Genomic DNA, 12153 nt, shown 5'->3' on the forward strand with positions numbered 1-12153 from the left:
ACAGGCAGCCACGAAAATGCCATACCGGCGTCCCAAGTGGAGTCACCCAGTCAGGAAGTCAACTGTTCTCATGCGTGCACTCTCTCGTATTTTCCTTCAGACCGGTCTTGCGATCCTTGTCGCCGGCACCGCTACGGGAAATGTGTTCGCAGAGGATGCGACCCAGGCGTTTGAAAGTTTCCCCTCGATCGCCGGCCCGCGCAAGATGCCGAAGCTGACGGGCTTCAGCCCGATGACATCGGATCCGCTGGCGGACGGCACGCTGAAGGATATCAAGCTCGAGGCGCTGCTGACCGAAAAAGGCGGCCCAGTGGAGGCTGGGCTCACCTGGCGTGTGTTCAGCCCGATCCCCGGAAGCGACGGCAAGCTGCCGCTTCTCGCAACGTCGGAAGGCGGCTCGACAGCGTTCAATCTGGTGCCGGGCGAATATTTCGTCAATGTCTCCTTCGGACGCGCCTCGGCCACGCGCAAGGTCCGCGTGCCGGAGCAAGGTGCGCTCGACAAGCAGGTGCTGGTGCTTGATGCCGGCGGCATGAAGCTCAATGCCGTCTCCGGCAGCGACGTGCGCATCCCACCGGCCGAACTCAGCTTCGACGTCTATTCCGCCGACACCAAGAGCGACGGCGAACGGGCGCTCATTGTCGAGGACGTCGAGCCGAACACGGTGGTCCGGCTGGGCGCCGGAACCTATCACGTGACCTCCAGCTATGGCGGCACGACCAACGCCTCGACCGCGGCAGACATCCAGGTCGAAGCGGGCAAGCTGACCGAAGCAACCATGCAGCACCGCGCCGCCAAGCTCACGCTCAAGCTGGTTTCGGAACCGGGCGGCGAAGCGATCGCCAACACCGCCTGGACGATCCTCACCTCCGCCGGCGATACGGTGAGCGAAGCCAACGGCGCCTTCCCGACGCAGGTTCTGCTCGAAGGCAGCTATTCCGCCGTGGCGCGCTACAAGGACAAGATCTACGAGCGCGACTTCACCGTGAAGGCCGGCGTCAACATGGACGTGGAAGTGCTGCTCAGCAGCGGCGGCAACAATGCGAACACCAATGCGAGCGTTGTGTCGGAAGCACAGGACTGAGCTTCGACGTGACGGAACGCAGTTGACCTAACGTCAGCCTGACCGTCGCAGGAACCGCCGACGCGGCGGCGCCATGGAAAAGACCGCTTCATAGATGCGCGCCAAAAGGTCCTTGCGATCACCACAGGCACCGAGATCCTCGGGCGTGAGAACGCCGCCGATGCGCGCCGCGATCGTCGTTCCCGACAGACGCCGGAATTCGCGGATCAAGAGCGACAGTCTCAGCGTCAGTGAAATCTTGCTCGCCAGATGGAAGAACGGCCCGTTCTGTCCTTCGAAGTAGATCGGGATCACGCTCGCCCGCGCCGCCTGAATGAGCTTTGCCGGAAAGATCTTCCACGGCAGGTCCTCGGCCCGGCCGAAACCCTTCGGCGCGGTCGCCACGCCGCCGGCCGGGAAGATGACGATGGTCACGCCTTCCTTGAGCAGTCGCAGCGCCTCATGGCGCGTCGCCATGTTGACCGCTAGCGCCTCCTTCGTCTCTTCGAACGATACCGGCAGCGAGTAAGGCGCCATTTCCGGCACCTTCAGCAGTTCGTTGTTGATGAGGACGCGGAAGGGACGGCCGAGCTGTTCGGCGAGCGCCAGCACGGCGATGCCGTCGCCGATGCCGAAAGGATGATTGGCGATGATGACGATCGGCGTATCGGGCAGGTTCCGCGGCGGCCACTCGCCTTTTGTCTGCAGCGTCACATCGATGAGCTGCAACATCTCCCCGAAGACGCGCTCGCTCTTGCCGACGATGTCGGACCGCCAGCGCGTATAAAGCTTGGCATAGCGGTTGCGGCCCGACAGGCCTTCCATGGAGCGAATGAACCAGCGCTTCAGGCGCCGGTCGTTCTCATTGGCGTAGGACAGCTCTTTGAACTGCACGGAAATCTCCGATGGATACGATCTTATCCGGATATTCCGCTAATATGACAGTTTGCTGACAAAGCAAGTGCTCGGGGTCTCAACCCCGAGCTTTCTTTTCTGCCTTGCGCTTGAGATCCGGCGCCATGGCTTCGAGCGCAAGCGATGCGATTGCCTCGTCGAGCGACATGGCGGTCTGGGCCTGCGAGCCCAGACGGCGGATGTTGACCGAGCGCTCTTCGGCTTCGCGCTTGCCGCAGACCACGATGACCGGAACCTTCGTGACCGAATGTTCGCGGACCTTGTAGTTGATCTTCTCGTTGCGGAAGTCGGTCTCTACAGTCAGCCCTGCATCACGCAGGAGTTCGGCAACCTCGCGACCGTAGTCGTCGGCTTCCGAAGTGATCGTCGCGACGACGACCTGCAGCGGCGAAACCCAGAGCGGCATGTGGCCGGCGAAGTTCTCGATCAGGATGCCGAGGAAGCGTTCCATCGAGCCGCAGATCGCGCGGTGGATCATCACCGGCTGGCGCTTTTCGGATTCCTTGTCGATGTAGAAGGCACCGAAACGCTCCGGCAGGTTGAAGTCGACCTGGGTCGTGCCGCACTGCCATTCGCGACCGATCGCGTCCTTCAGGGTGTACTCGAACTTCGGACCGTAAAAGGCGCCCTCGCCCGGCAGAATGCCGGTCTTGATTCGGCCTTCCGACTGCGCCTCGATCGTCTTCAAGACATCCGTCATCACGCTTTCGGCGCGATCCCAGAGCTCATCGGAACCGACGCGCTTGTCCGGACGGGTGGAGAGCTTGACCACGACTTCCTTGAAGCCGAAGTCCTCGTAGACCGAGAGGATGAGGTCGTTGATGCGCAGGCATTCTTCCGCCATCTGCTCGTCGGTGCAGAAGACATGCGCGTCGTCCTGGGTGAAGCCGCGCACGCGCATCAGCCCGTGCAGAGCGCCCGACGGCTCGTAGCGATGAACGTTGCCGAACTCGGCGAGGCGCACCGGCAGTTCGCGATAGGACTTCAGGCCATGCTTGAAGATCTGGATATGGCCCGGGCAGTTCATCGGCTTCAGCGCAAAGATGCGCTCGTCGTCGGTCTCGTCACCGGCAACCGTCACCTTGAACATGTTGTCCCGGTACCAGCCCCAGTGACCCGAGGTTTCCCAGAGCGACTTGTCGAGTACCTGCGGCGCGTTGACTTCCTGATAGGTGTTGGCGAGCCGGCGACGCATATAGGCAACCAGCGTCTGGAACATGCGCCAGCCCTTGCCGTGCCAGAAGACGACGCCCGGGCCTTCTTCCTGGAAATGGAACAGGTCCATTTCGCGGCCGAGGCGACGGTGGTCGCGCTTTTCGGCTTCAGCGAGCACGTGCAGGTACTGGTCGAGCTCTTCCTGGGTGTGCCAGGCGGTGCCGTAAATGCGGGTCAGCATCGCGTTGTTGCTGTCGCCGCGCCAATAGGCGCCGGCCACCTTCATCAGCTTGAAGGCGGTGCCGATCTGGCCGGTCGAGGCCATGTGCGGGCCGCGGCAAAGATCGAACCAGTCGCCCTGATAGTAGATCTTGAGATCCTGCCCTTCGGGGATCGCGTCGACGAGTTCGACCTTGTAGGCCTCGCCCTTGTCGGCAAAAACCTGGCGGGCCTTATCGCGCGACCAGACTTCCTTGGTGAAAGGCTTGTTGCGGGCGATGATCTCCTTCATCCGCTTTTCAATGAGCGGCAGGTCGTCGGGCGTGAAGGGCTCGTTGCGGGCAAAGTCGTAATAGAAGCCGTTGTCGATGACCGGGCCGATGGTCACCTGCGTTCCCGGCCACAGTTCCTGAACGGCCTCCGCCATCACGTGCGCGGCATCGTGGCGGATCAGTTCGAGCGAGCGCTTGTCGTCACGAACGACGATTTCGAGGCGACCATTGGTCACCGGATCGGACAGATCGCGCAGCTCGTCGTCGAGCGCGATCGCAACCGCCTTCTTGGCGAGCGACTTCGAAATCGATTCTGCCACGTCGCGGCCGGTCGTGCCGAAGGGATATTCGCGCACCGAGCCATCAGGAAATGTAAGGGAAACAGGATTCGACATAGTGATCTCCTATCCAGTCCCGCCAACGAATGCGGGTGGTATGGTTGACCGGCAAGGCCGGTGAATTGACGATACAGCGTCGCATCCGTCAGGCGCGCAGAGATCGCTGTAGTGCTTTGGATTGCTGCGTGTTTTTCCCCGAGCCGGAGGACGACCCGCGGAAACACGCCGTAGCCTGATAAAGGGTTTTCGAAAGTGAGTAAAGGCAAAGGCTGCTGCGGAGGCTAGCTGCGCAGCATCTCGCAAAGCCCCTTCACGGTGTTCCAGTTGCGGAACGTCCCGATGCCCAGCCGCTTGGTGGTCATGGCGCCGAGCAGCTTCGATTCGCTCGCCTTGCCCGGGAAATGCACCCAGAGATCGCCATCGACGATCGCCAGTCGCTCGCCGGCGGTGCAGTAGCGCCGAAGCCCTTCGAGTGCCGCTTCCGTCAAAGGTTCGCGCATCACCCGGACATGAACCTGCGTCGCGTCCGCCTCGCCCTCCTCATGGAAGGGATTGGCTGCGGCAAGCGTCTGCCAATCGGCGCCCGACCGGACAAGAATGTCGACGTGCCGGCCAAACGTCTCGGCAAAGGCCTTCTCAAGCGGCATTTCGAGGTTCCGAGTGGACGTTTGTCCGGTCTGAAACACCAGATTGCCCGTTGCGACCAACGTCCGCGGCGCTTGATAGCCGAGCCCTTCCGCCATCTTCTTCAGGTCAGCCATGACGACCCGGCGGCCAGGCCCGAGAACGATGCTGTAAAGCAAGGCGACGTAGCTGTTCATCATTCCCCTTGTCAGGCGCGCCAGAAATCCGCTGCGCCCGCCGGCAGTCGGGCGAGCACCCGGTCGAGTTTCGCCTCGTCGATGTTGCGACGCAAGGCGCCAGCGACGTCTGCAATGGCGCTGTCCGGGGAAATATTGTGATCCGGGCGCAGCGCCTGTACCTCGCGGGTCATGGCGATGCGACCCGAAAACGGGAGCCGCGGCTCTTCAAGGTCCCACTCGGCAACGAAGATCGCCCGGATGACAGGCGGCAGGATGTCGGCAAACAAAATGGCATCCTCGATATCGAGCCGGCGCCGAAACGTCTGCAGTACCGCCTGGACCATCGTATAGGCCTGGTTCGTCGTCTGCAGCCCTGCCACGTCGCGGGCATCGAGAAGGAAGCGCTCGAAGTCTAAGGAAGCCTGACGATACTCCATCGGCATGGGCATGGCGGTCATCCAATCTTCGGCCGCGGCCGCCAAAAGCGCCACGGCGCATACCATACGAGGCGCGGTTCAAGCCGCTCCGGCACCGGATCGAAACCATGCGTTCCGCCCGGCCCGCAGCGCGCCACGCGAAACAGCGTCATCCAGCCTCCGGCCCAGAAGCCATGGCGCGCAATCGCCTCATAGCCATATTCCGAACAGGTCGGCAGGTGTCGGCACGAATTGCCGATAAAGCTCGAAAGCGTGAGCTGATAGGCGCGGATAAGCGCCATGCCTAAGAGCCGCCCGGGGGTCTTGCGAAAGGGGCCCGACCAGTTCCGGCCACGGACCGCTGGCGCTGCCTTGTCGTGCGCAGCGTGCCGGCAATTCGGTTCCCCGCACATCTCAGACGGCCGCGAGCAGTCGCCTGGCCTCGATCTGCTCGATGGCATCGACGACCGCATCGAAGGTTAGCATGGTCGATGCGTGGCGCGCCTTGTAGTCCTTCACCGGACGCAGGAAGCGCATGTCCTCGAAACGGCCCGAAGGCCCCTCACCGTCCGCTTTCAACATAGCCAGCATGTCTTCGCGCGCCTGGCGGATCTCCTTAGCACCGGCGCCGACGACATGGCGCGCCATGATCGAGGACGACGCCTGGCCGAGCGCGCAGGCTTTGACGTCATGGGCAAAATCGGTGACGACGTCGCCATCCATCTTCAGCCAGATATGCACCTTGGAGCCGCACAGCTTGGAATGCGCCGTCGCGTCCGCATCGGCATCGCCGAGCGTCCCGATACGGGGAATGTTGCCGGCGAATTCGAGAATTCGGCTGTTGTAGATGTCATCCATCATTTGACGCGATCCGACTGATTTTTCGCGGTTTTGAGTGATCGACGCATGATTTTCTCCGGTAGACGGGAAAAAAGCACGACGCGACACGCTCCGCCTCTTTCATCTCTGTGGCACCATACTATATGCTATGTCGTGTTGGGGCGACAGTTCCGCAAGAGGAACAATGTCGCCTGTTGTTTGGGAAACCGTGCCGGAAGGTCCAGTGCACTGCTAAGCCAGGACCGGAAAGCCCCGGAGCCCGCCAACGGAACCCAAGCCTGCAGGGTTAGGCGAATGGCCAGTGGCGAGTTGTCCGAAAGATAAAACGTCAAGCAATCCCGTATTGCTAAAAGAGGCCATTATGGATGCCATAGTGAAGAATTTTCCTGTGCTCGACGATGCGAGCGGCCGCCCCACCCAGAAGGAGGCCGAGGAAGCGGTGCGCGTTCTTTTGCGCTGGGCTGGCGAAGACCCGCAGCGCGAGGGGCTTTTGGACACGCCCGCGCGCGTGGCCAAGTCCTACCGCGAGCTTTTCAGCGGTTATGATCTGGCTGCCGAAGACGTGCTTGGCCGCACCTTCGAGGAGGTTGCCGGCTACGACGATATGGTGCTCGTCAAGGACATCCCGTTCTATTCGCATTGCGAGCACCACATGGTGCCTATCATCGGCAAGGCGCATGTCGCCTACCTGCCGAACGGGCGCGTGCTCGGCCTGTCGAAGATCGCCCGCGTGGTCGATATTTACGGCCGCCGACTGCAGACGCAGGAATCGATGACGGCGCAGATCGCCAGGGCGATCGACGAATCGCTCGCCCCGCGCGGCGTTGCCGTCATGATCGAAGCCGAGCATATGTGCATGGCGATGCGCGGCGTGCAGAAGCAAGGCTCGACAACGCTGACGACCACATTTACGGGTACCTTCCAGACGGAACCGGCCGAGCAGGCGCGGTTCATGACGATGATCAGGGGCTTCAAGTAAGGCTCCGACAGACGGAGCCTTTCCATGACGCTCACCTTCGACGCTCCCTCCTCAGACAAGGCCGAACTGGAAACCGGTCCGGCCTTCACTCCCCGTTTTGATGAAAAGGGGCTGATCACCGCCGTCGTCACCGACGTCAGGGACGGCGAGTTGCTGATGGTCGCCCACATGAACGCGGAGGCCCTGGCCCTGACGATCGAGACCGGCGTGGCCCACTACTACAGCCGCTCGCGCAAGAGCCTCTGGAAGAAGGGCGAAAGCTCTGGGAACCTGCAGACAGTCAAGGAAATCCGCACCGATTGCGACCAGGATGCGATCTGGCTGAAGGTTTCCGTCGCCGGCCACGACGCGACCTGCCATACCGGCCGCCGCTCCTGTTTCTACCGCACCGTCGGCACCGAAGACGGCAAGGCCTCGGTCAAAATCACCGACGACCACAGGCATTTCGACCCCGCCGAGATCTATGATAAAAATTAAGCATCGCGCATCTTTTTGGCGCGGGTGCATGCTATATTTATATTTTGGAAACCAACCGGGCGCCTAATCCTTAAGCAGGGATGCGGCGCAATCGGAACGATCTCGTTCCAAACTGTATTGCAAACTGTATCCAATGTTTATCGGTCGTGCCGCAATCGTCGGCGGGATCGGTGATATACCTTAGACACAGGTGCCAGTCTTTCAGCAATGAAGCGGACAAGGCCAGCACCGGCGCCGGCTTGGCGGAGCCTCCCCAGGACGCGCGCATGAAATTGCCTCTCTCCAGGATCAATCCCGACCCCTGGAAGTTTAGTCAGCGATGAATTGCCACAGCGACCTTCGCGCATTCTCATCGACGTGTCGCGCTGCGGAGTATTCGGCGGTGTTGGAGGTGCCGGATGTTGAATTGGACGTTTACGCGTAACAATCAGATTACGGATCTGTCCGGACCGGACGGAACATCGATTTCGACAACGCCACCTGAACCGGCGCCACCTCCGCAAAAACCGAAGATCGCAATCGCGCTTGGCGGCGGTGCCGCGCGCGGCTGGGCCCATATCGGCGTGCTGCGCGCGCTCGACGAAGAAGGCATCGAAGTCGGCATGATCGCCGGCACCTCGATCGGCGCGCTCGTCGGTGGCTGCTATCTTGCCGGCAAGCTCGACGAACTCGAAGCCTTCGCCCGCTCCCTCACCGTACGCCGGATCGCCGGCCTGCTCGATTTCGCCATCGGCGGCGGCGGCCTTTTCGGCGGCCTGCGGCTCACCAAGCGCATGCAGGAGCATTTGGAAGGCCTCAGCATCGAAGGCCTCGACAGGCCGTTCATTGCTGTTGCAACGGAAGTTCACAGCGGCCACGAGGTGTGGCTTGAAAAGGGATCGCTGATCACCGCGATCCGGGCCTCCTACGCCCTGCCCGGCATCTTCGAGCCGATCAAGGCGAATGGACGCTTGCTGATCGACGGCGCGCTCGTCAATCCGGTTCCGGTTTCGGTGTGCCGCGCCCATGAGCAGCAACTCGTCGTCGCGGTGAACCTCAACTACGATCTCTATGGCCGCTCTGCCGTCGTCAAACACAGCGCCGGCGCTGAATCCCTGGATGCGCCCGCCAAGGAAGCGCCGCACCAGTCGCGCCTCGGCATGACCAGCGTCATGGTCCAGGCCTTCAACATCATCCAGGACCGGATTTCCCGCGCCCGGCTTGCCGGCGACCCGCCGGACCTGGCGCTGCACCCGAAACTCAACGACATCGGTCTTTCGGAATTCCATCGCGCGGGCGAGGCCATCGATCGCGGCTACCACGAGGCAAAGGCGAGGCTGGTTGAAATTCGCCGCATGCAGGAAGTGCTCGTTCGCTGACGGATCGTGCCCGGCATGAAAGCCGCGATACGCAGCGGCGCACGTTACCGGCCGCCCAGGGTGTACCCTGAACACACGGGTGCTTCGCGGCTCCCAGGGGGATTAAGAGGGCGGCGCAATGCCGCCCTTTTCTCTCAGCCGGCGATATAGGCCTTGATCTGTTCGGTCTCGTGCTCGATGGCGCGGATGTGATGCTTGATCACGTCACCGATCGAGACGATGCCGGCAAGCTGGCCGTTCCTTTCGACCGGCAGGTGACGGGCCCTGAGCTTGCTCATCATTTCCATCAGGGTCTGAACCGACATGTCCTCGGTGCAGCAATAGACATTCTGCCACATGACCGCTGCCACCGGCCTTTCGAGACAGGTCGAACCCTGCTTGGCAATCGCTGCGACGATGTCGCGCTCGGTGAGGATGCCTGCGATCTGATCGTCCGCGTCGAGGATGACGACCGCACCGATATGATTGTCACGCAAGAGGATGGCAGCCTGTTGGACTGTCATCTGAGGGCCGACCGTTACGACATTCCGGCCCTTTTCATCGAGTATGGCTTTTACTGACATGCGCACATCTCCCGTTGCGACAACACCGGGTCGGCAGGGATAGGTCCAGCCATCTCACGTGCGGTACGGTCGGGCGATGGAACCTGTACCCTGGCCGCTTGCGAAAGCCGTCTCGCGTGCTCCTCAGACGCGGATGGCATTCGATTCCCGGCCTACACGGGTCGCCCAGTCTTTCGATCACGGGCGACCGTAACAAATGGTGCGCCAGCGCCCTGGGGAAATCAAGCGCTCACAAGCGCCGTCCGCCGATCTTTCGCTCCGTCAGTCACGCGGATCGAAAAGGCTGAAGAGCAGAAAGCCGAAGAGGAAGCCGCCGATATGCGCTTCCCAGGCGACGCTGCCCGCTCCGCCGGGGGTAAACATGCCAAGGCCGATCAGGAAATTGGTCAGGAACCAGATACCGGCAAAGACCACGACCGAGCGGTTGGCCAGAGCCTCACCGACGTCGAGCCGGCGATTGAGATGGGCAAACTGCCGGCTGATGCGTCCGCTCGGCGAGAAGACGAAGCGCGCGGCAGCCCCCATGAATCCGGACACCACGCCGGAAGCGCCGACGACGACGATCATTTCCCCCCAGTGAAACGCCGTATGCAGCGCGACTGCGGCCGCCGCCGACAGGCACCAGAACACGGCGAGACGCCCCATGCCGATCCGCCGCACGACCGGCGCACCGAAGGCCACCATCCAGAAGATGTTGAAGATCAGATGCTCCCAGCTTCCATGCAGGAAGGAATAGGTGACGGGGCTCCACAGCCAGGCAAGCCCCTGCTCGGCCAATGGGTGATCGTAGCGGGCCGGGAGAAAGGCGAAGTTGAAGATGATCTCCTGATCGATCGCCGGCGGCAGCACGTAGGTTCGCAGAACATGGATTGCGATCAGAAACAGCAGGATGAAGGTCAGCCCCGCCGGCAGATTGAAGGCCGGCTCGCGCGCCGGGTTCGCGGCGCTGTCGCGCTCTGCTTCCGGTGGCGTCGCCGTCTGATCTCGTTCCATGGTTGCTGTGTTCTCCTCTCAATGCGGCCCACACATTCCTGTGCGATCGCGGCAATGGCATGGCATCACCGGAATTAGGACTGGAGTTGGGGCGACCAGCCATAAGCAAACAAAAAAAGACCGTCCAGCAAAAACTGAACGGTCGCCAAGCTCAGATCCGAGCTCCAGTTCAAGTGCCGAAGACAACGCTTCGTAAAGTGATGTCCTCCCCTGCCAGTTGCGGCGGCGCACTGCAACGGAAACCGTTTGTTAACCTTAATTTCCGGCTGGCACGGTTTTCGCTCCTTAATCCTCAGAACCGAAATGCATGGCCGAAGATGTCTCGAACCGGGACACAACGGGCCGCAGGAATGGAATGAAAGAAGCGATGCGCAGCAATACGACGACGGAGCTTTTCCGATACTGGAACACCATTCGCGGGAAGCGCGAGCTTCCGCGCCGCGACGAGCTTGAACCTTCCGACATCAGAACGCTGCTGCCGAACCTGTTCATTCTCGAGCGCGACCGCAATGCCGGCATCTCGTTTCGCCTAGCGGGAACCCAGGTGTGCGCCCTCTTCGGGCAGGAGCTGCGCGGGCGGCAATTCGGCATGCTCTGGCTCGGCAGCCAGGCGGCGAAAACGCAGCGCATCACCGGCCAGGTCATGACGCACCGTGTGCCGCTCGTGCTTTCGGCCAAGGGCCGTACCGCCGACGCGCGGGAAGTCGATATCGAAACCCTGCTTTTGCCGCTTGCCTCCAGCGAAGGCGAAAGTGACCGGGTCCTTGGCGCCCTCTCACCTCTTTCCCGCCCGTATTGGTTGCATGCAACCTCAATCGAATGTCTCGATGCGACGGGCATGAAGGTTCTTGACCCTGATCGGACCGCTGTTTTTCGCGACGAGGAAACCGAACGACAGAGCGATGCCTTTGCGAAATCGCCTGCCGCCGGCGCATTTTCGCGCGAATTCCGCCAGTTCGGGCATCTCCGCATCCTCGAGGGCGGGCGCCGCGATTGATCGCGCCGACTGTCCCGAGATGATGTCAGGGACCAACCGGAGGACGAACCTTCTATTAACTTGAAAAGGCTAAGCTCCGCCAGCCAAGCTATGTCGCCACAGAGTCAACATGTTCTCGTTTCAGCACGCACAGAATACCGCTCCGAAACCGCACCACGAAGGTGCGTTCCAGCGCGTTTCCGTGAATCTGGCGGGGCGGCTGATGCTTGCCAATCGTGACGAGTTCGAGTGCACCGCCATCGACATGTCGCCCGGCGACGTCCTGCTTTCCTCGCCGGCCCAGCCGCGCGCGGGCGAACGCATCATCGCCTATGTCGATCACGTCGGTCGCCTCGAAGGCACGGTGTCTCGCATCGCCGATGGCGCTTTCGTCATCCAACTCAACGCGACCGAGCGCAAGCGCGAGAAGCTCGCGGCCCAGCTCACCTGGATCGCCAACAAGCATGAGCTCGGCCTGCCCGAAGACCGCCGCCACGATCGCCTTGCGCCGCGCAAAACGGTAACCGAATTGACGCTCGACACCGGCGAGAAGTTCCCGTGCCGCATCATCGACCTTTCGCTGTCCGGTGCTGCCGTCGACATCGAGAACCGCCCGCCGATCGGAACCGCCATCCTCCTGGGAAATATGAAGGGCCGGATCGTCCGTCACTTCCAGGAAGGCTGCGCCATCGAGTTCTTGGGCATCCAGTCCCGTGAGGCACTGACCGAATTCCTCTAACGGCGCGCCTGCGCCGTCCTTCGGCTACCCGCCTTGCATTGAGCAAC

14 protein-coding genes are annotated in these 12153 nt (G+C 61.8%); 6 read left to right on the forward strand and 8 right to left on the reverse strand.

Features of this window, described 5'->3' with window-relative positions:
• Positions 1 to 70: 70 nt before the first annotated feature.
• The gene (locus IB272_RS11675; protein ID WP_060582495.1) at positions 71 to 1084 is read left to right on the forward strand and encodes a hypothetical protein; all 1014 of its coding nucleotides are present in this window, start codon (positions 71 to 73) and stop codon (positions 1082 to 1084) included.
• A 33-nt stretch (positions 1085 to 1117) separates the two neighbouring features.
• Here the strand turns inward: IB272_RS11675 and IB272_RS11680 are convergent, their stop codons facing one another.
• The 6 genes from IB272_RS11680 to IB272_RS11705 form a co-directional block, all read right to left on the reverse strand.
• Entirely contained in the window at positions 1118 to 1957 is an 840-nt protein-coding gene (locus IB272_RS11680) for a lysophospholipid acyltransferase family protein (RefSeq protein ID WP_060582496.1), read from the reverse strand.
• Positions 1958 to 2036: 79 nt separating this feature from the next.
• A complete protein-coding gene (gene thrS / locus IB272_RS11685; protein WP_060582497.1) occupies positions 2037 to 4019 on the reverse strand; it encodes a threonine--tRNA ligase in 1983 nt (660 codons plus the stop codon).
• Positions 4020 to 4243: 224 nt separating this feature from the next.
• On the reverse strand, positions 4244 to 4783 hold the full coding sequence (locus IB272_RS11690) for a DUF1697 domain-containing protein (RefSeq protein ID WP_060582510.1): 540 nt from the start codon (positions 4781 to 4783) through the stop codon (positions 4244 to 4246).
• A gap of 11 nt (positions 4784 to 4794) precedes the next feature.
• On the reverse strand, positions 4795 to 5223 hold the full coding sequence (locus IB272_RS11695; RefSeq protein ID WP_060582498.1) for a DUF2267 domain-containing protein: 429 nt from the start codon (positions 5221 to 5223) through the stop codon (positions 4795 to 4797).
• Positions 5220 to 5594 carry a membrane protein insertion efficiency factor YidD gene (yidD, locus tag IB272_RS11700; protein WP_060582499.1) on the reverse strand — a complete coding sequence of 125 codons (375 nt, stop codon included), beginning with the start codon at positions 5592 to 5594 and terminating at the stop codon, positions 5220 to 5222. The genes IB272_RS11695 and yidD overlap by 4 nt, the downstream gene beginning before the upstream one ends.
• Position 5595: 1 nt before the next feature.
• Positions 5596 to 6042 (reverse strand): iron-sulfur cluster assembly scaffold protein, encoded by a 447-nt coding sequence (locus tag IB272_RS11705; RefSeq protein ID WP_060582500.1) that lies wholly within the window; start codon positions 6040 to 6042, stop codon positions 5596 to 5598.
• Positions 6043 to 6382: 340 nt separating this feature from the next.
• Between IB272_RS11705 and folE the strand changes: the two genes are divergently transcribed.
• From folE to IB272_RS11720, 3 genes are all read left to right on the forward strand, one after another.
• Positions 6383 to 7000 carry a GTP cyclohydrolase I FolE gene (gene folE, locus IB272_RS11710; protein WP_034795957.1) on the forward strand — a complete coding sequence of 206 codons (618 nt, stop codon included), beginning with the start codon at positions 6383 to 6385 and terminating at the stop codon, positions 6998 to 7000.
• Between the two features lie 24 nt (positions 7001 to 7024).
• A complete protein-coding gene (gene hisI, locus IB272_RS11715; protein WP_060516845.1) occupies positions 7025 to 7477 on the forward strand; it encodes a phosphoribosyl-AMP cyclohydrolase in 453 nt (150 codons plus the stop codon).
• A 398-nt stretch (positions 7478 to 7875) separates the two neighbouring features.
• Positions 7876 to 8835 (forward strand): patatin-like phospholipase family protein, encoded by a 960-nt coding sequence (locus IB272_RS11720; RefSeq protein ID WP_034795962.1) that lies wholly within the window; start codon positions 7876 to 7878, stop codon positions 8833 to 8835.
• 134 nt (positions 8836 to 8969) lie between these two features.
• On the opposite strand, the gene IB272_RS11725 is transcribed toward IB272_RS11720, so the two are convergent.
• Positions 8970 to 9398 (reverse strand): CBS domain-containing protein, encoded by a 429-nt coding sequence (locus IB272_RS11725; RefSeq protein ID WP_034795965.1) that lies wholly within the window; start codon positions 9396 to 9398, stop codon positions 8970 to 8972.
• Between the two features lie 261 nt (positions 9399 to 9659).
• Positions 9660 to 10391 carry a rhomboid family intramembrane serine protease gene (locus tag IB272_RS11730; protein WP_034795968.1) on the reverse strand — a complete coding sequence of 244 codons (732 nt, stop codon included), beginning with the start codon at positions 10389 to 10391 and terminating at the stop codon, positions 9660 to 9662.
• A gap of 355 nt (positions 10392 to 10746) precedes the next feature.
• On the opposite strand from IB272_RS11730, the gene IB272_RS11735 reads away from it, so the two are divergent.
• Complete coding sequence (locus tag IB272_RS11735) at positions 10747 to 11388, forward strand: PAS domain-containing protein (protein ID WP_234798738.1); 642 nt, start codon at positions 10747 to 10749, stop codon at positions 11386 to 11388.
• Positions 11389 to 11497: 109 nt separating this feature from the next.
• Positions 11498 to 12106: a PilZ domain-containing protein gene (locus IB272_RS11740; RefSeq protein WP_034795971.1), complete on the forward strand. Its 609-nt coding sequence runs from the start codon at positions 11498 to 11500 to the stop codon at positions 12104 to 12106.
• The last annotated feature ends 47 nt before the right edge of the window (positions 12107 to 12153 follow it).

It is taken from the genome of Ensifer sp. ENS08, assembly GCF_014852195.1.
Taxonomy (GTDB): Bacteria; Pseudomonadota; Alphaproteobacteria; order Rhizobiales; family Rhizobiaceae; genus Ensifer; species Ensifer adhaerens.